Source organism: Rhodococcus sp. OK611 (genome assembly GCF_003050885.1).
GTDB lineage: Bacteria > Actinomycetota > Actinomycetes > Mycobacteriales > Mycobacteriaceae > Rhodococcus_G > Rhodococcus_G oryzae.
Map to the genome: position 1 here is coordinate 159,578 of NZ_QAOZ01000013.1, position 18,000 is coordinate 177,577.

At 66.8% G+C, this 18,000-nt stretch carries 19 protein-coding genes and 1 pseudogene; 7 read left to right on the forward strand and 13 right to left on the reverse strand.

From position 1 onward, the window contains the following. Window positions 1-29: 29 nt before the first annotated feature. The 3 genes from C8K38_RS17830 to C8K38_RS17840 all read left to right on the forward strand — a co-directional run bounded on the left by C8K38_RS17830 (window position 30) and on the right by C8K38_RS17840 (window position 3,375). Window positions 30-1,763, forward strand: coding sequence for an acyl-CoA dehydrogenase family protein (locus C8K38_RS17830; RefSeq protein ID WP_097212753.1), 1,734 nt, complete (start codon window positions 30-32; stop codon window positions 1,761-1,763). 22 nt (window positions 1,764-1,785) lie between these two features. Then, window positions 1,786-2,262, forward strand: a complete 477-nt coding sequence (locus C8K38_RS17835) for a hypothetical protein (protein WP_143548487.1) — start codon at window positions 1,786-1,788, stop codon at window positions 2,260-2,262. A 252-nt stretch (window positions 2,263-2,514) separates the two neighbouring features. Beyond that, entirely contained in the window at window positions 2,515-3,375 is an 861-nt protein-coding gene (locus C8K38_RS17840) for an LLM class F420-dependent oxidoreductase (protein WP_097212755.1), read from the forward strand. Between the two features lie 22 nt (window positions 3,376-3,397). On the opposite strand, the gene C8K38_RS17845 is transcribed toward C8K38_RS17840, so the two are convergent. Continuing rightward, complete coding sequence (locus C8K38_RS17845; protein ID WP_097212807.1) at window positions 3,398-4,237, reverse strand: LysR family transcriptional regulator; 840 nt, start codon at window positions 4,235-4,237, stop codon at window positions 3,398-3,400. 129 nt (window positions 4,238-4,366) lie between these two features. On the opposite strand from C8K38_RS17845, the gene C8K38_RS17850 reads away from it, so the two are divergent. Continuing rightward, window positions 4,367-5,068 carry an SDR family NAD(P)-dependent oxidoreductase gene (locus tag C8K38_RS17850; RefSeq protein ID WP_257017562.1) on the forward strand — a complete coding sequence of 234 codons (702 nt, stop codon included), beginning with the start codon at window positions 4,367-4,369 and terminating at the stop codon, window positions 5,066-5,068. 184 nt (window positions 5,069-5,252) lie between these two features. On the opposite strand, the gene C8K38_RS17855 is transcribed toward C8K38_RS17850, so the two are convergent. Further along, a complete protein-coding gene (locus C8K38_RS17855; RefSeq protein WP_179800616.1) occupies window positions 5,253-5,513 on the reverse strand; it encodes a hypothetical protein in 261 nt (86 codons plus the stop codon). A 133-nt stretch (window positions 5,514-5,646) separates the two neighbouring features. After that, window positions 5,647-5,979, reverse strand: a pseudogene (locus C8K38_RS17860) (SOS response-associated peptidase family protein); the annotation flags it as partial. 116 nt (window positions 5,980-6,095) lie between these two features. Here C8K38_RS17860 and C8K38_RS17865 point away from each other — a divergent pair. Both C8K38_RS17865 and C8K38_RS27245 read left to right on the forward strand, forming a co-directional pair. Then, a complete protein-coding gene (locus tag C8K38_RS17865; RefSeq protein ID WP_097212757.1) occupies window positions 6,096-6,956 on the forward strand; it encodes a GNAT family N-acetyltransferase in 861 nt (286 codons plus the stop codon). Window positions 6,957-7,322: 366 nt separating this feature from the next. Beyond that, complete coding sequence (locus C8K38_RS27245; protein ID WP_179800617.1) at window positions 7,323-7,694, forward strand: hypothetical protein; 372 nt, start codon at window positions 7,323-7,325, stop codon at window positions 7,692-7,694. A 126-nt stretch (window positions 7,695-7,820) separates the two neighbouring features. Here C8K38_RS27245 and C8K38_RS17875 read toward each other — a convergent pair whose 3' ends face one another. From C8K38_RS17875 to C8K38_RS17920, 10 genes are all read right to left on the reverse strand, one after another. After that, on the reverse strand, window positions 7,821-8,729 hold the full coding sequence (locus tag C8K38_RS17875) for a hypothetical protein (RefSeq protein ID WP_097212758.1): 909 nt from the start codon (window positions 8,727-8,729) through the stop codon (window positions 7,821-7,823). Between the two features lie 179 nt (window positions 8,730-8,908). Continuing rightward, a complete protein-coding gene (locus tag C8K38_RS17880; RefSeq protein WP_097212759.1) occupies window positions 8,909-9,169 on the reverse strand; it encodes a hypothetical protein in 261 nt (86 codons plus the stop codon). Window positions 9,170-9,182: 13 nt separating this feature from the next. Beyond that, complete coding sequence (locus C8K38_RS17885) at window positions 9,183-9,788, reverse strand: hypothetical protein (RefSeq protein WP_097212760.1); 606 nt, start codon at window positions 9,786-9,788, stop codon at window positions 9,183-9,185. Between the two features lie 16 nt (window positions 9,789-9,804). Next, window positions 9,805-10,302: a hypothetical protein gene (locus tag C8K38_RS17890; protein WP_097212761.1), complete on the reverse strand. Its 498-nt coding sequence runs from the start codon at window positions 10,300-10,302 to the stop codon at window positions 9,805-9,807. Window positions 10,303-10,636: 334 nt separating this feature from the next. Then, on the reverse strand, window positions 10,637-11,761 hold the full coding sequence (locus tag C8K38_RS17895) for a DDE-type integrase/transposase/recombinase (RefSeq protein ID WP_179800618.1): 1,125 nt from the start codon (window positions 11,759-11,761) through the stop codon (window positions 10,637-10,639). Between the two features lie 146 nt (window positions 11,762-11,907). Continuing rightward, window positions 11,908-13,377 carry an FAD-dependent oxidoreductase gene (locus C8K38_RS17900; RefSeq protein WP_097212763.1) on the reverse strand — a complete coding sequence of 490 codons (1,470 nt, stop codon included), beginning with the start codon at window positions 13,375-13,377 and terminating at the stop codon, window positions 11,908-11,910. A gap of 57 nt (window positions 13,378-13,434) precedes the next feature. Next, the gene (locus C8K38_RS17905; RefSeq protein ID WP_097212764.1) at window positions 13,435-13,851 is read right to left on the reverse strand and encodes a carboxymuconolactone decarboxylase family protein; all 417 of its coding nucleotides are present in this window, start codon (window positions 13,849-13,851) and stop codon (window positions 13,435-13,437) included. Continuing rightward, window positions 13,848-14,696, reverse strand: coding sequence for an NAD(P)-dependent oxidoreductase (locus tag C8K38_RS17910; RefSeq protein ID WP_097212808.1), 849 nt, complete (start codon window positions 14,694-14,696; stop codon window positions 13,848-13,850). The genes C8K38_RS17905 and C8K38_RS17910 overlap by 4 nt, the downstream gene beginning before the upstream one ends. Before the next feature lie 47 nt (window positions 14,697-14,743). Beyond that, window positions 14,744-15,493 carry an SDR family oxidoreductase gene (locus C8K38_RS17915; RefSeq protein WP_097212765.1) on the reverse strand — a complete coding sequence of 250 codons (750 nt, stop codon included), beginning with the start codon at window positions 15,491-15,493 and terminating at the stop codon, window positions 14,744-14,746. 35 nt (window positions 15,494-15,528) lie between these two features. After that, window positions 15,529-17,001: an aldehyde dehydrogenase gene (locus tag C8K38_RS17920; RefSeq protein ID WP_097212766.1), complete on the reverse strand. Its 1,473-nt coding sequence runs from the start codon at window positions 16,999-17,001 to the stop codon at window positions 15,529-15,531. 115 nt (window positions 17,002-17,116) lie between these two features. Between C8K38_RS17920 and C8K38_RS17925 the strand changes: the two genes are divergently transcribed. After that, on the forward strand, window positions 17,117-17,974 hold the full coding sequence (locus tag C8K38_RS17925) for a mycofactocin-coupled SDR family oxidoreductase (protein WP_097212767.1): 858 nt from the start codon (window positions 17,117-17,119) through the stop codon (window positions 17,972-17,974). The last annotated feature ends 26 nt before the right edge of the window (window positions 17,975-18,000 follow it).

The following is an 18,000-nucleotide window of genomic DNA, read 5'->3' on the forward strand; positions in this document are numbered from 1 at the left end:
CGAGCTGATCTGCGAGAGAGGGGCAACCCATGTCCGCGAACGGACAACTGTTCAACCCGACCACCAGCGACTTCGCCGAGTTCGACGAGGAAACCCGGCGGCTGCTGCGTGCGACCGTCGAGTGGTTCGAGAACCGTGGCAAGAAGCAACTGCTCCAGGACGACCTGGACGCGACCTGGGTGTCGGACTTCCTGGAGTTCGTGAAGAGCGAGAAGCTCTTCGCCACCTTCCAGACCCCGGCGGAGTTCGGTGACGGCGACCCGAACCGTCGCTGGGACGCGGCCCGCAACGCCGCCCTCAGCGAGATCTTCGGGTTCTACGGACTGGCCTACTGGTACGCCTGGCAGGTCACCATCCTCGGCCTCGGGCCGATCTGGATGAGCGACAACACCGCCGCGAAGCAGCGGGCCGCCCGCGAGCTGGCGGAGGGCGGCGTGATGGCGTTCGGTCTCTCGGAGCGCGAGCACGGCGCCGACGTGTACTCCACCGACATGCTGCTCGCCCCGCAATCGGACGACGGCGACGTCGCCTTCCGGGCGACGGGCGAGAAGTACTACATCGGCAACGGCAATGTCGCCGGCATGGTGTCGGTGTTCGGTCGCAGGACCGACGTCGAAGGGTCCGACGGGTACGTCTTCTTCGTCGCGGACAGCCAGCATCCGAACTACAAGCTCATCGACAACGTCATCCACGGCCAGATGTACGTGAGTACCTTCCGGCTCGAGGACTACCCGGTGCGGGAGGAGGACATCCTGCACACCGGTGTCCAGGCGTTCGAGGCGGCGCTCAACACCGTCAACGTCGGCAAGTTCAACCTGTGCACCGGCTCGATCGGCATCACCGAGCACGCCTTCTACGAGGCGATCACCCACGCGCAGAACCGGATCCTCTACGGCAACCCGGTCACCGAGTTCACCCACGTGCGGGCGGCGTTCGTCGACGCCTACGCCCGGATGGTCGCGATGAAGCAGTTCAGCGCCAGGGCCGTCGACTACTTCCGCAGCGCGAGCCTCGAGGACCGTCGGTACCTGTTGTTCAACCCGATGACCAAGGCCAAGGTCACCTCCGAGGGCGAGCGCGTGATCGCGCTGCTGCACGACGTGGTCGCGGCCAAGGGGTACGAGAAGAACACCTACTTCCGTGAGGCCGTGGAGGTCATCGGCTGCCTGCCCAAGCTGGAGGGCACGGTTCACGTCAACGTCGGGCTGATCCTGAAGTTCATGCCGAACTACATGTTCAACCCGGCGAGCTTCCCCGAGATCTGCACCCGCACGGACGCGGCCGACGACGAGTTCTTCTGGAACCAGGGTCCCACCCGCGGCGCGGCCAAGGTGCAGTTCCACGACTGGACGAAGGTCTACGAGCGGTTCCAGGACATCCCGAACGTGGTGCGGTTCTACGAACAGGCGCTGGAGCTCAAGAAGCTGCTCACCACCGCGGCTCCCGATGCCGCGCAGCAGAAGGACCTGGACTTCCTGCTCAACGTCGGGCACCTGTTCTCGCTCGTCGTCTACGGGCAGCTGATCCTCGAGCAGGCCGAGATGACCGGGCTCGACCGGGACCTGGTCGACCAGATATTCGACTTCCAGGTCCGAGATTTCTCCGGGTATGCCGTTGCCCTGCACGGGAAGCCGTCGTCGACGCCTGCTCAGCAGGAGTGGGCGCTCGGTGCGATCCGCAAGCCGGTGGTGGACGAGGATCGGTTCGGTCGGGTGTGGGAGCAGGTGCGGGCCTACGATGGCGCCTACGAGATGACGCCGTAGCGTCGGCTGGGGGGTAGGGACGATGAGAACGATTCGGGCAGTTGTGGTGTCGGTCGCGGTGGCGGCGTCGCTGACGGGCGGCACCGCCACGGCGTCGACCGGGTCGTCGTCCGACCCGGTGGGGATCTCGCCGACGTACACGCTCGGCGGCGGGGCGATCGGGTGCGTCGGGACAGTGGACGCGCACTACGACCCAAACGCCCTCTTCTTCGGGCAGAACCCGACGATCTGGGTGCGACCGGAGTTCACCTTCGTTCCGGGCCTGTTCCAGGCCCCCTACTGCGGCGTCGAAGCCACCCTGCGCTGGAAGAACCTGGACACCGGCGCGAGCGGAGTTTTCCCGGGGCCACCGGTGCCGCTCGGCGACAACACGCCGCTCTCGCCGACGGACGGCCCGTGGGTGCCGATGACCGCGGACACCGGGGTCGGGCGGATCGAAGTCCAGATCGACACGAACTTCCCGCATGTCCAGGGGCGCGGCACGATCGTCGTCCCCTAGGCGCTGACTCCGAGGTCGAGGGCGTGACGCCCGGTGGTGATACCGCCGGCCGTCACGCCCTTTGCTATACGAACCTGTGTCATGAAGCCGACCGATGGCGGGCAATAATAGCTGGTACCACCCCTGGTTGAGCATGTGAACGAGTTCTAGATTCGCATGGAGACCGATCGGTCTGGACACCTTGCCAAACAGATGTCCAGCTAATAGTCTCGGTCGTGATTCGAGGCTCGCAGACGGCGCAAGGAGACCCTGGTGAAATTTGGAATCACGCTGTTCACGAGTGACCGCGGGATCACCCCCGCGGCCGCTGCCGTCGCCGCGGAGGGGGCCGGGTTCGATTCCTTTTACGTCCCCGAGCACACCCACATCCCGGCCCGGCGGGACGCCGCGCACCCACAGACCGGTGACGAGACGCTGCCCGATGACCGCTACATGCGCACCCTCGACCCCTGGGTGGCGTTGGCGACCGCGGCCTCGGTGACCGAACGCATCGCACTCGGTACCGCGGTTGCGCTCCCGGTCGAGCACGATCCCATCACCCTGGCGAAGACCATCGCGTCGCTCGACCACCTCTCCGGCGGCCGGGTGGTGCTCGGCGTCGGGTACGGCTGGAACCTCGACGAGCTGACCGACCACGGTGTGCCGCCGGGGCGGCGCCGGACCATGCTGCGCGAGTACCTCGAGGCCATGCAGGCGCTGTGGTCGCAGCAGGAGGCAGAGTACGACGGCGAGTTCGTCAAATTCGGACCGAGCTGGGCGTGGCCGAAAACCATTCAGCAGCCTCGTGTTCCGGTGATCGTGGGCGCGGCGGGCAACGAGAAGAACTTCAAGTGGATCGCCCGGTCCGCCGACGGCTGGATGACCACCCCGATCGAGCAGGACATCGACGACAATGTGCTGTTGCTGCGCCGCATCTGGCAGGAGGCAGGCCGCGAGGGTGCGCCCCGGGTCGTGGTGCTGGCAGGCAAGCCCGACCCCGACAAGCTCGCCCGCTGGGAGGACCTCGGCGTGACCGAGGTCGTGTTCGGCGTGCCCGACAAGTCCGAGGCCGAGGTGGTGGCCTACCTGGGGCGCCTCGCGGGCAAGCTGAACCGGGAGCCGGTCTCGAACTAGGGCCTGTTGCTGATGTTATCGGCTAGAGGTGTATCGCCGTACGCACAAGGTCGGCGACGGCTTGGGATCTGCTGTGTGGTGGCCAGGCGATGACGGTCGTGACGGACGGGGCGTCCGGCACGGGCACGATGGCGTGCTCGCCGCGTAGCTGTGCTCGGAGCGATTCGGGCATGAGCGCGCAGGCCCGGCCGAGCGTGATCAGCTGGGTCAATTGGGTATGGTCGCGAACCTTCGGGCCGGGGCCCTCGGGATAACTCCCATCCCGTCGAGGCCAGCGTGGCAGGGGCAGGTCCGTCAGGGCGTTGACCTCGGCCATCGACATGTGGGGTCGGATGGCGAGGGGGTGCCCCGCGGGTAGGACCACGACCTGGTGTTCGGTGTGCAGGTCCTCGGTGTCGAATCCGGCCGTCGTGTCGTAGGGCGGCTGGAGCAGAGCAACGTCGGCACGCCCGTTGCGTAGCAGGCCTTCAGGTTCGCCGGGCCCGCAGAGCATCACCTCGACTGCGACAGCGGAGGGGTCGGCGGCGTAGGCGTCCAACAGCTTCGACAACAGTTCTCTGGACGCTCCTGCCTTGGCGGCCAGCACCACGCCGGCCCGGTCGGTGGCGGCGCGGCGGGTGCGGCGCTCGGCGGCTTCGACCGCTTCGAGGGCCGGCCGGGCCTCCTGCAGAAGCACCGACCCGGCCTTGGTCAAAGTGATTGCGCGAGCGGTGCGGTGCAGCAGGACGACTCCGAGCCGCCGTTCGAGCTGCTGGATGGCTCGCGATAGTGGTGGTTGCGCGATCGAGAGCCGCTGTGCCGCCCGTCCGAAGTGCAACTCCTCGGCGACGGCGACGAAGTATCGCATCTCCCGCGTCTCCACCAGGCCATGGTATCCGGCGATGACCACGACCAATACCCGTGCGGTATCGCCGCCCACCCGATCGGTCTTGGACGCTGCCCCCGGAATCGCGGCAGGATCGGCGGTGTGAGTGAACAGACGATTGCGCTGGTGACCGGCGCGAACAAGGGAATCGGATACGAGATCGCCGCTGGCCTGGGCGCGCTCGGCTGGCGAATCGGTGTTGGCGCGCGTGATCGGCAACGCCGCGACACCGCGGTGGAGAAGCTGCGCGCGGCTGGGACCGATGCGTTCGGTGTGCCGCTCGACGTGACCGACGACGCAAGTGTGGCCGCGGCGGCCGAATTGATCGCCGACCATGCCGGAGGGCTCGATGTTCTGGTCAACAATGCCGCGATCACCGGCGGTGTGCCGCAGACACCGACCACGGTCGATCCCACGACCGTGCGAATCGTCGTGGAAACCAACGTGATCGGGGTAATCCGGGTGACCAACGCGATGCTACCGATGCTGTGCGCCTCGGCGTCACCGCGAATCGTCAACATGTCCAGCAGCGTCGGCTCGCTCGCCCTGCAAACCACACCTGGCATCGACATGGGCCCGGTTCCCGCCGCCTACTTGGCCTCGAAGACCTTCCTCAATGCCCTCACCATCCAGTACGTCAAGGAACTGGGTGACACCAACATTTTGATCAACTCCGGCTGTCCGGGTTTCACTGCCACCGACCTCAATGGTTTTCGCGGCGTCCGTACACCGCAACAGGGTGCGGCCGTCGCGATTCGCCTCGCGACCCTGCCCGACGACGGCCCGACCGGCGGATTCTTCGACGACGCGGGAACGGTGCCCTGGTGACGGGCGCACCGGTGGTTGCCACCGTTCCCGTTCTCGAAGTCAGCCCCGCGTCGCGCGTTACACGGCGCCGGCGGGAACCCCCGACCGCGGACGCGCTGGAACTGCTCGCCAGTTGGGCGGCAACTCAGGGACCAGTCCGACCACACCGACGAGTCCTCGGCGTAATTCCCGTAGCGCGGGTGGATCAGCCCAGCGCCTGGACCCGCCCCTGCTTACGGGCCTTCGGCAGGCCGCGCCGGGCCAGGAAACCGTTGGCCAGCAACACGATCGTCTTGTTCGCGGGTGCGCGGAACCCGAACTCGGTGTGCGGCGCGTAGCGCGCCTCGGCACCGGTGACCTCGACCCAGCCCGTGTTCTGGCGGGCCTCGAGGCCGACGAGCTGGGCTCGATAGGAATGCGCGAGCAGACCGGCACTGCGGCCGCCTGGCGGAACCCAGGTGGGCACGCGCAGCCGGACGCCATCGGCGTCGCCCCGGCCACCCCGACCGGCGCGATCACCGGATATCGGTCCGCGTCGCGGTAGGTGAGCAACAGGTGCGGCAGCCTCGCGGCCCGCTCGCCGGTTCGCGCGGATCTGGCCGGCGGCGTCGGTGGCCGGCGGCGTCGGTGGCCGGCCGCGTCAGGACGGTGCAGGTCCACAGCCAGCGGCCGGGATCGTCCTCAGGGAGTTCGGGGTTCGGCCACAGCTCGTAGAGGCCGGCCATCGCGATCGGGCCGTCGCCGTTCAGGAAGTACGGGATCTTCTTCCCGTCCTCGCCCTTGAGCCACTCTAAGTAGCCCTCGGCAGGCGGGACACAGCGTCGGCGGGCTGCGGCGGCCTTGAACGCCGGCTTCGCCGTGATTGTCTCGGAGCGGGCGTTGATCATCCGCGAGCCGATCTTCGGATCCTTCGCCCATGACGGCACCAGGCCCTTTTCCGGACTAACGAAACGCGCCCCTGCCAGGTCAATGAGGAACGCCGAATGAGCGCCGGATGAGGATCCCCCATTGGGACACCCGTCGGCAGCGCAAGCGCGACAATAGGTGAATGACCGAGCTGCAGATTCGCGAGGCGACGTCGGACGATGCCCAGGTGTGTGGGCGCCTCATGTTCGACGCCTTCGAGGCGCTCGCCACGCGCCATAACTTCCCGATCGAAGCGGGCACGCCCGAATTCGCCGACTTCCAGATCAAGGCGATGCTGGACACCGACGGCATCTACAGTCTGGTTGCCGAGCGCGACGGTCACATCGTCGGCAGCGCCTTACAGGACGAGCGCGGCAAGATCGTCGGCATAGGACCCGTCTGCGTCGACCCGGCGGCGTCGGACGCGGGGGCGGGGCGTGCGTTGATGAATGCGTTGCTTCAGCGATCGCGCGAGCGCGACGTCGCAGGCGTGCGGCTGGTACAGACGGCGTACAACTACCGGTCCTTCTCCCTGTACGCCAAGCTCGGCTTCGCCGTGCGTGAGCTGTTGTCCGTCTTCCAGGGAACGCCACGCGGGTCCGCGATTCCCGGCGCAGTCGTGCGCCCGGCGACACCGGACGACATTGCCGCCTGCGACGAGATCTGCCGGCAGGTGCACGGCCACGACCGCCACGACGAGCTGCAACATTGGGTCAATGTCGGCACCGCCCGCGTGGTCGAGCGTGGCGGCCAGATCACCGGCTATGCGACGGGCATCGGCTACACCTGGCACGCGGTCGGCAAGGCCGACGACGACGTCATCGCGCTGCTCGCCAGCGCCGACGAGTTCACCGGCCTCGGGTTCCTCGTGCCGTCACGCAACACCCGCCTCATGGCCTGGTGCTTCGATGCTGGTCTGAAGATCGTCCAGCAGTCGACGCTGATGACGATCGGGCTCTACAACGAGCCGAAGGGCGCGTGGCTGCCGTCGATCGGCTACTAGGCGTCCTGGCGCAACAATGCACCGCGCCCGCGCCGACTCAGTTCCATTTGGGCATCGCTGACTTCGGCCAGCACCGACAGCCCTTCCATCGTCTGGCCGGTTACCTTCCTAGCGGCCGTGGCCGCCGCATCATCAGCCGCATCGGCGTGGGAACGCACCGCTTAGGCGATCCCTCCAGGAGCCAACAGTCGGCACCGTCCCTCACAGAAAATGCCCACGGCGTGCACGACGGGCGCAGATGGCCAGGACCGGACGGACCCGGAGCCAATGAATGAACGGTCCCGTCGTCTCGCAGGTCACCACACGGGGCGGGGTTCAGCAATCACCCACAGCCCGGCTCCGCCGCACTACCGATACGATCGAACCGTGCTCGGCCTCCCGATGGCGATGGCCCGATTCAACTACCGGCTCGCACGCCTACCGCTCCAGCTGATCGAGGACGTCGCCGTCGTGCGGCTCCCCGAAGAGTCGGCGCTGCGCCTGGGATACGAGAAGGCCCTCATCGACTGCGATCGCGCGGCCGCCGACCTGCTAAATGACGAGTCAGCCGCGACTCGCGCCTGCCGACTACACGAGCAGACCGCCCCGGCGCGCGTGACCCGCGCACTCGAACTGCGCAGGGTCGAGCAGCATGAAGAGGCCGTGTATGCCGCCGAGGCGGAACTTCTGCACGGGCATCGCGAGAGATTTCTACGCCGCCTGCGCGAACACATCTCACAGAGCCCCGCCGGGCGATAGAAGAAGGCAGCGCGGGGCCGATGCCCTCGACCGTGCCCCTCGCTCCCGAGGTGGGTGGCACCCGGGCTGCCAGCTGATGAAGAAGGCCCGCCGCCCCGGCTAGGGCCATTGCCGGCTCCGATCATGTCAGTGGTGTCGCATGGAGTCTCGGATGCGATCGACCTCGTCCTGCTCGAGAGGGGTCCGGGTGTAGAGGCGCCAGTGCCAGGTGGCGTCGGACCATCCGACATGATGCCGGTGACCGGCCACGAGCAGCTGATCGAGCAATGTCAGATGGGTGTTCAGGGGCCACCGCGCCAGGATGGGTGCGCCGTCGACCTCGAGGTTGAGAATGAGTTCTCCGGTGTCGGGGTCACCAGCCTGCGGCATGTGTCCGATTCCGGTGGGCCAGTATCTCGGCACGGCGACCGGAATCTCTCGGAGCTGTTGGATCTCCGTCGCTGATCTGCGATCGATCAGCGGTGAGGGTGCCGTGGGTAGCCCCCAGGTGAACGCGTCGTCGAGGATCTGCTCACCGACTCGCAGGTCCTTCATGGTCGCGGCGAGTTTGCCGCCGAGCCCTCTCAGACCGAGCAGCATCCCGGTCTCCTGGTCGAAGTCGAGCTCTGTGGGGTCTGCGCCGGCCCCCGCCGTCAGGCGAACTTGCCACGCCCGCCGTCCAGCGATGGTGGTAGTGCCGAGGATGGTCGGTTCGGCATCGGTATTGAGGTCGAACAGGATCGACGTGGGGCCGCCGAGGAACCGGAGGGGGCTGATCGGCAGCAGCGCGACCAGGCGTGTCTGCTCGGGCGCTACCGAGCGCATCCCATCATCGAACCGCGCGAGTGCAGCGGCGCCGTGCCGGAGGTACTGCACCAGGCCGGACCGTTCGATCCGCCATCGGCTGTCGGGGCCGTGCTGGAACGTCCACGTGCCCTCGTCCAGGGACCGGTCATGGCGGATGTACTGATGATCCATGACACCGGAAACGTACAGCTCACTGCTCGCACCGTGGAGGTCTTGCAGTTCCTGCCAGATCGGCTCGTGCGGGGCCATGATGGTGTCCTTCGGCGTTGACGAATAGGTGGGCAGCCGCCGCCATCATCCCGCAGAACACCGCGGGCGAGCACAAATCAGCTCGGGAGGGCGGCTCAGCGTTCGCCCCGCCAGTAGGGAAAACGGAGGGGGTCGGTCACGATGATCGTGACCGACCCACTCCGACGGGACACTTTCACTCAGTCCTGGCCCATCGACTCTCTGATTTCACGCAGTTCGGCAGCCAACTGCTCGCGATTCTTACGCATGAGCCGCCGAAATGGCATCGACAGACAGAACTCGGACTGCCACTCCGTCAGCCCAGACTGTCGCATAATCGCCCAGACCGCATCCGATTCTGTATCGGAATCGGTGGCGATGCGGACGAGGTCGAGTGGGTGATCAACTGCCCACTGCACGGCCTCGAGTATCGCCAGCCGTTGTTCCTGGTCGGAGGTCATTTGAGCCCCCTATCTAGTAGTTGAACGTCTGGGCTCCAGAACTTTCCTTCTTGAAGTTCGGACTCTTGTACTCCACTGTGCCGAAGGAGATTCCATATGTGGCGTCATACGATTCGAACTTGATGTTCATCCAGTTCAATTCGTTTGTGTAGGTATGCGACCTCGTCTGGTCGTAGATCAAGAGACTCTTTGTCTTTGGCGCCCCGATACAGTTGGTGAACGTCGCGCGAACGGGATCAATCGCGAGGTTCTTGTCGGCCTTCAACTGGCAAGTGAAGTTCTTCACCCCAAAGGTTCCGATCGAATCTCGCGCTTGCATGGTTCCGGAGAGGGTGACTTCGCTGTTGAAGAAGATGTTGTACTCGAAATGGATGTCGTTCCAGTCGATCTGTACGCACTCCCCACCGTCGCCCGGGCAGTTGACGATAGGCCGATGGTCGTCGATCGACCACTCCCAAGCACTGTCGACGGTGCCACTGTTGCCACCAAACGGAACGATCGTCCCTCCACTTCGATCATCGGATGAGGGCGGTGCCGCCGCGCGTGTCTGTGCGGATGCGCGCGCGGCCGTGATCTCGTTCCGCTTCGACTCCGGGGTGTTCGCCGGAAGCCGAGCCACGTACTTCTCGCCCCCTCTAGTTCAGTCCGAAGGCCCCGATGACCGTCCGGCCGTCGCGGTCGTAAAGGGGGATGCTGCCGCTGTTGTTCTTGACTTCGTTCAGGTCGGTTGCCTTGACATATCCGAAGGTTCCGTCCGATCCGTAGCTCGCGACAAGATCAGGAATGTCCGTCGCTTCCTTGACGCCGGCGGCGGTTCCGTAGGTGGACCCGTCCGCGTTGGTTCCAGCAGACAGATCGGCAGGAGCTGTAGTCGGAGCGGTCGCCCTCGCCAGTGGTGCCGGCGCCACATAGTCGAGCGGATTGGTCGGGAACGTCACGTAGGTCGACCAGTTCACGCCATCTCCTGCCTGCACGAATCCGTGGCTGTCGTATGAACCCGAACCGCAGTCACCGCTCGTTCGGTTCTCGAGCCGCGAGGTGGAGATCGGGTTGTACTGCAAGGGAGTGATTTTGCAGAGCACACCGCTCTTGAACAGGCGTGATTGGACTCCCATCCTGAAGTCGGGAACCATCTGCCCGAAACTCGGTTAGATGGCTGTCGATGCCGAGAGGGTTGGCGCGTTGCTGATGGTCGAGCATGCAGGTAGATGACCCCGCCGACGGGAGGCGTCCCTCCGACCCAGCCGGTCTCGGTCTGCGCCGAACTCACGCCTGCACCTGTGACCGCCAGTGTCGCCGCGGCCAGTCCAACGAATGTGGCTCGCGCAGCAGACTTCCCGGACAACATTCGAATAGCCATATTGTGTCCTCCCCTTGACCAAGATGGAATCTCCACCCCTAGAAGGGACCGTAATGAAACACGCACGCGAACTTCATGAAAGACAAAGGTCACAAATCAGGCACGGTTTACGGCCGCGTCAAGGGGGGGATCCCGCGGAAACACACACCAGACTGGTGATCCCGGATCGCCCCATCCAGAGCGAACAGGCCGTTCGAGTGGGGACTAGTTGTCCGGTCTCCCCAGGCTCTGCCCAGGGAGATCGAATGTCCGTCGAACTGGACGATGCCGGTGTGTGAGATCGATCGAGCGATCTCGCCGTGCCTGATCTTCGGCTCCGGAGTAGCTTCGACAGTGGGTTTCTCGTCGTATCGCTGCTGCGGCGTCTTCCCCGCCAGGCTCTGATGGCGCCGGTTGTTGTAGACCACCCGGTACTGCTCGAGGAGGCTCTGCAATTCCTCGAGGGTGTCGGGTGCCGGCTGCTTGCGTAACCACTTCTGCAAGGTCTGGTGCACGCGTTCGTTCTTCCCGCAGGTCTGCGGGTTGTAGACGGACGAGGTGATGGTCTGCACCCCGAGCGCGGCGAGGGTGCGCTCGAGGGCGGACGTTCCGCCACGGTGCTTGGCCGAGAACGCGCGACCGTTGTCGAAGAGCACCCGAACCGGCAGGCCGTAGCCGGCGAAGGCCTGCTCGAGCGCCCGCCAGGCTTCAGCGCCGTTCTCGCTGACCGCGGCGCACGAGCCGACGTCCAACCGGGAATGGTCGTCGAGTATCTGCAGGACGCAGACTTTCTCACCGGTGGACAGGTAGTGCTCCATGCCGTCGATCTGCCACAACCCGCCGGGATCGGAGTATTCGAACCGCCGCCTCGTCCTGGGTCGTTTACGGGGCTGGGCGACGATCTGGCCGTGGTCGAGCAGGATCCGGTACACCGTCGCCCGCGATGGAAACGGATCGAACCCGAGGGACTCGAGCCGCCAGGCAATGCTCTGCGGTCCGTTGTCGAGTCCTGCGTCGTCGAGTTCCTTACGGGCACGCACCACCGCCTCGCACAGCACCGCCGACGTTCGGGTCGGTGATGTGTGCGGGGCGGTGGAGCGTCTGGTGAACCCGCCGGTTCCCTCGGCCTTGAACCGTGCGAAGTACTTGTGGAACGTCGTGCGTGAGATCGAGTGGGATCTGCAGAAGTCGGCGATGTTGACGTTCTCGCCGCCTGCTGCGCGGACGATCGCGGACACGAACTCTGGATCCATCGAAAACCCTGTTCTGCCCATCCCCGATTGTCACGGGGTGGGCCGTTCAGTGTTCACGATGTCCTGAGACATCAACTGTTCGGGATGTCCTGAACACAGACACGAGTGTGGGGACTCGTCAACCACGCACAGGCGGCCCAGCCGCCTCAGCCCTTCGCGGCGGCGACTCCGGCGCGGCGACCGTAGAAGCTGCCGTCGCCGAGCGAGGTTCCGCTCGCGTAGCCACCCGCGCAGACGCCGGAGGTGCAGCGGCCGGCCGCGAACAGGCCGGGGATCGGCTCGCCGCTCACATGCAGCACCTCCGAGTTGAGCGTGGTGCGCAGTCCGCCGAGGGTGAACCCGGCGGTGAAGTTGCGCAGGTCGAGCGCTGCGATGGGGGAGCCGATCGGCTTGCACCATTCGGACTTCTTGCCCAGCACCGGGTCCTCGCCGTTCTCGGCGTGCCGGTTGTACACCTCGACGGTCGAGACCAGCGTGCCGGCAGGTAGGCCCATCTCCGACTCGAGCTCCTCGACCGTCTCCGTCACCCACTTCGGCTGGAACCGGAAGAACGGCGTCGAGCTGTCGCCCGCGCAGCCCTCCTCGTAGGCGTCCTCGTCGATGATCAGGTAGGCCTGGTTCTCGTTGCGCAGCAACGTCTCCTGGCCGATCCGGCCCGGGTACGTGTCCTCGTTGACGTACCGCTGGCCGCGGCCGTTGACGAGGATGCCCCTGACCATCAGCTGCGGGTCGCCGAAGAACGCGACCTCGGTGGCATCCATGTGCGCCAGGTCCGCCCCGAGGGCCTGTGCCATCCGGATCGCCCTGCCGTCGTGCTCCTCGATCGAGGCGCCCGGCTTGCCGATCAGGCGCGGCGCGTAGTTCTGCACCATCTCCTTGTTGTAGGCGAAGCTGCCGGTGGCAAGCACCACGCCGGTGCGGGCGCGGACCGCGATCTCCTTGCCGTACTGCTTGGCGATGATCCCGACGACCCGACCGTCCCCGTCGACGATCAGGCGCTGCACCCGCATGTCGTATTCGGCACGGACGCCGAGCTCCTCGGCTGTCTCCACCAGCGGCTTCATCAGCATGTAGCCGCCACCCTTCTCGCCGGTGCGCTTGTCCGCCATCTGCGGGACGTGCCCGCGCGGCGCCGGGGTGGCGATGGTGTTGAACGGCGCCGCATTCTCGCCGCCGGAGTACATCAGCCCGTCGTCGAACGGAGTCTCCCAGCCAGGCTGGCCGTAGAAGGACTCCTTGAACGGAACCCCGTTGTCCACCAGCCAGTTGTAGTGCTCGACGCTGCCTTCGCAGTAGTCGGTGATCTTCTCCTCGTCGGCGCCGGGGCCGAGGGCCGCCATCATGAAGGCCTTCATGTTGGCAGGCGAGTCCTCGAAGCCGAGCGCCTGCTGGAGCGGGGTGCCGCCGCCGAGGTAGATGAATCCGCCGGCGAGCGCCGCCGCGCCGCCCCAGCCGCTGGTCCGCTCGAGCACCAGGACATCCGCGCCCGCTCGAGCGGCCTCGATCGCGGCGCTGACCCCGGCGATCCCGTAGCCGGCGACGACCACGTCGGCTTCGTAGTGCCAGGTTTCGATGGTGTCAGCGGGCTGCGGGCGGATGGGAGTGGCCTCGGCCATGAATGTGATCCTTGTCTCGAGAGTTGTTGCCTAGAGTGCAGTATTTCCGGCCGAGCCTCAACCGGTGGTGGTTTCCGCGGCCTTCTCCGCAGCGCGGGCGGCCTTGCGGCGGTCCGCCTTGACGGCGATCATGGCGTTGTTGAGTCCGGTACCCAGTGGCCAGCCGACATAGTGGCAGAGGAAGATCGCCGCCTCCTCGACCTGTTCCTCGGTCAGTTCCTCGTTGTGCAGCGCCGCGTTGATCTGGATCTTCGCGACGTCGCTCTGACCCTGCGCGGTGATGGCGCCGAGCAGCAACAGTCGACGGTCGCGCAGGCTCAGCCCGGGCCGGGTCCAGATGTCGGCGAACAGATGGTCGGCGGTGACCGCGAAGAAGTCGCCGGGGATGTCGGCCGGCATCTCCCAGCCGTAGACCTGATTCATCATCGCCACCCCGCGCGCGCGGGCTTCGGTGACACCGTTTCCGTCGGTCATGCGTGCTCCTTCGTTGCAGCGTCGGATTGTGTGCCGGTCCCGACCCCGAGTCCGGGGCCGAGATCGGAGAGGGCTCGCCGCGCGAGCGGCATGTCGACGTCGAGCCGCTCGCCGAGGTCGAGCGCCAGGGACAGGTCCTTCTCGCCGAGGTTGCGGACATGCGAGAGGATCGGGTGCCAGAAGTCGTCCTCGGCGACCGGGGCGGTGGTCTCGCGCAACATGATCGCGCCGGCGCCCCCGGTGATGGCGTCGGTGTGCCGGACGACCTTGCCGAGCTCGCGGATGTCCAGGCCCGCGGCCTCGGCGAGGCGCTGTGCCTCGCTCGCGGCGGTGAACGAGACGAAGTGGAGCAGGTTGCGCGCCAGCTTCATCCGGGTGCCCGCGCCGACCGGCCCGGCGTGGACCACCAGCTCGGCCCAGCGTGCGAACGGCCCGCTGACCGCGGCGAAGGCCTCGTCGGATCCACCGACCATGACCGCCAGCCGACCCTGCTTGGCGCCCGGGGCGCCGCCGCTGACGGGCGCATCGACCAGGTCGACCCCCCGTTCCCGGCAACGCTGCGCGAGGTCGGTGGCGGTCCGGTCGCTGATCGTCGAGTGCACCGCGATCACCGTGCCGGGCGCGGCGACGGACAGGATCCCGTCGGGTCCGTCGACCACCTCCCGCACCTGCGCGTCGTCGAGGACGGTCACCGAGATCACCTGGGCCTGTGCGGCGACCGCGGCGGGCGTGTCCGCGGCGGTGGCTCCTGCATCGGTGAACGGGGTCAGCGCCTCGGGTCGCGTGTCGCACACGACCAGGCCGCCGGGCCAGTCGAGCAGCCGGGTGGCCATCGGCGCGCCCATATTGCCGAGGCCGATGTAGCCGACCGTGATGTCGGTGTCGCCGCCCGTCACGACCGGAACACCTGTCCGCCGTCGACGTTGAAGATCTGCCCGGTCACCCAGCCCGCCTCGTCGGAGAGCAGGAATAGGCACATACCGACCAGGTCCTCGGTGGTTCCCATGCGCTGCAGGGGAATTCGCCGGACGATGTCCTTGACGATGTTGCCGGGGGTGACGGTGCGGGTGGCCTCGGTGTCGATCGGGCCGGGCGCGATCGCGTTGATGCGGATGTTCGACCAGCCGAGTTCGGTGGCGAGCTGCTGGGTGAGGCTGTTGACACCCGCCTTCGCCAGTCCGTAGTAGTTCGAGTACAACCAGGCCGCGGTGGAGGACTGGTTGACGATCGAGCCGCCGTTGGCCCGCATGTGCGGGACGACGGCCCTGCAGACCTGCAGCGCGCCGTCCATGTTCACGCTCATGAACCGCCGGTAGTAGTCCCAGTCGACCGTGAGCAGCGAGTCGATCTTCATCTCGCCGTAGATCGCGGCGTTGTTGACCAGGTGCTCGATGCTGCCGTATCTCTCGATCGTGAAGTCCGCGAGCGCCTTCGTCGATGCCCCGTCCGCCACATCGACTTCCTTGAAGGCAGCGGAGCCCCCGTCTGCGGTGATCTGCTTGGCCACGGTCTCGCCCAGCTCACGGTTGAGGTCGGCGACCACAACGTTGGCGCCCTCCGCCGCGAGTGCCCGTGCGTAGCTCTCGCCGATGCCCTGCGCCGCGCCGGTGACGATGGCGGTGCGTCCGTCGAAACGTCCCATGTGTTGTCTCCTCGGTAGGTGTAGCGGGCTGCGGATCAGGCTGTCGCGGGGGAGGCGACGAGTTTGGTCTCCAGGTACTCCTCGAAGCCGGCCACGCCCATCTCGCGGCCGATCCCGGACTGCTTGTAGCCGCCGAACGGGGCGTCCGCGGAGTACCAGACCCCGCCGTTGACGCTGAGCGTTCCGGTACGCACGCCCGCGACCACACGGTTCAGCCGCTCCGGGTCGGTGCCCCACACCGAGCCGGACAGCCCGTACGGCGAGTCGTTGGCGATCCGGACGGCGTCCTCGTCGCCGTCGTGCGGGAGGATCACCAGGACCGGGCCGAAGATCTCCTCCTGGGCGACCCGCGCGGAGTTGTCCACCCCGGCGATCAGGGTCGGCTCGACGAAAAACCCGCGGTCCCGGTCGGCGGGTCGGCCACCGCCGGTGACGATGGTGCCGCCCTCCGCCACCGCGAGCTTCAGGTAGCCCTCCACCCGCTCGCGTTGGCGCGCGGAGATCAGTGGCCCGCAGACGGTTCCGGTCTTGCTGGGGTCGCCTGCGCGGATGCCGGACATGGTCGCGGCGGTCGCCGCGACCGCCTCGTCGTAGCGGGCGCGCGGGACCAGCAGCCGGGTCGTCAGCGCGCAGCCCTGTCCGGCGTGCACGCAGACCGAGAATGCCGCGACCGAACAGGCGCTCGCCAGGTCGGCGTCGTCGAGAACGATGAACGCGGACTTGCCGCCGAGCTCGAGGAAGACCTTCTTGAGGCTGTCGGCCGCCGAGGCCATCACCGTGCGGCCGGTCGCGGTGGACCCGGTGAACGAGACCAGGTCGACGCGCGGGTCGGTGCACAGCTGCGCGCCGAGCGCGTGATCGGTGGAGGTCACGATGTTGACCACGCCCGCCGGGATCTCGGTCTCCTCGGCGATCACCCTGCCGACCAGCGCCGCACACCACGGGGTGTCGGGTGCGGGCTTGAGCACCACGGTGTTGCCCGCGGCCAGGGCGGGCCCGAGCTTGGCGAAGTTGATCTGGTGCGGGAAGTTCCACGGGGTGATCGCGCCGACGACCCCGACGGCTTCCTTCAGCACCCGGCGAGCGGTGGGGATCCCCATCGGCGTCGCGGACCCGAGATCCTGTTCCCACGAATAGTTTTCGGCCAGGTCGGCCCAGTAGCGCAGGTCTTCGACGGGCCCCTCGAGCTGTGGCCCGCTTGTCAGCATCGCGGGCGCACCGACCTCGGCGATGGTCACCTCGCGCAACTCCTCGATGTGCGACTGCAAGGCGTCGCACAGTTGGCGCAGACACCGGGCGCGGAACGCATGATCGCGGGACCAGGTGCCCTGATCGAACGCGCGGCGGGCGGCCGCGATCGCGGCGTCCATGTCGGCGGCGGTGGCCTCGGCCGCCGATCCGAGCACCTCCTCGGTCGCGGGGTTGAGCACCTCGAAGGTGCCGCCGGAGCCGGGGACGAGCTTTCCGTCGATCAGTAGGGCCGAGCTGTCGGTCGGGCGAAGCGTCATGCTCAATTCCTCCACATCTGGACAGGTGTCTGGACTATAGTTCGCACAGAGGTGCCTCGCAATGCTTTCAGGCAGAAGAACGTCGAACGTTCCATTGATTGCAGGGAGTGATCCGATGAATCGAGTCGCAGGCAAGGTCGTGTTCGTGACCGGCGCAGCGCGGGGGCAGGGCCGCAGTCACGCGGTCCATCTCGCCGAAGAGGGCGCGGACATCATCGCGTTCGACCTCTGTGCGGACATCGCAAGCAACGAATACCCGCTCGCCACCGAGGCTGACCTGGAGGAGACGGCGCGGTTGGTCGAGAAGGCCGGCCGCAGGGCCGTCACGGCCCGCGTCGACGTCCGCGACCGGGCGGCCGTCGAGGCGGCACTGGCCGAGGCGGTCGCCGAGTTGGGAGGCCTCGACGTCGTGGTGGCCAACGCGGGAATCTGTCCGCTGGGCAAGCACGTTCCCAACGCGGGATTCGTGGACGCCTTCGACGTGAATTTCATCGGGGTGGTGAACACCGTGCACGCGGCGATGGAGTATCTGGGCGAGGGCGGCTCGATCATCGCGATCGGTTCGGTTGCCGGCCTGGTGCCGCAGACCGGGTTCAACGGCCAGCAGGCGCTGCAGGGTCCGGGCGGTGACGGGTACGGGCTGGCCAAGAAGCTGATCCAGGCCTACACGAACTCGCTGGCGCTGACGTTGGGGCCGAGTTCGATCAGGGTCAACGCGATCCATCCGACGAACGTGAACACCGACATGTTGCAGAGTCCGCCGATGTACAAGACGTTCCGGCCCGACCTCGAGAACCCGACCGCAGAGGATGCGGCGCTGACCTTCCCGTTCATGCAGGCCATGCCGATTCCGTGGGTCGAGCCCGCGGACATCTCGCACGCGGTGGTGTATCTGGCCTCGGACGAATCGCGGTACGTGACCGGTCAGCAACTGCGGGTCGACGGCGGGGCCGGGATGAAGATCGGGCTCTAGAGCGCGAAAACGGGTACCGCCGGACG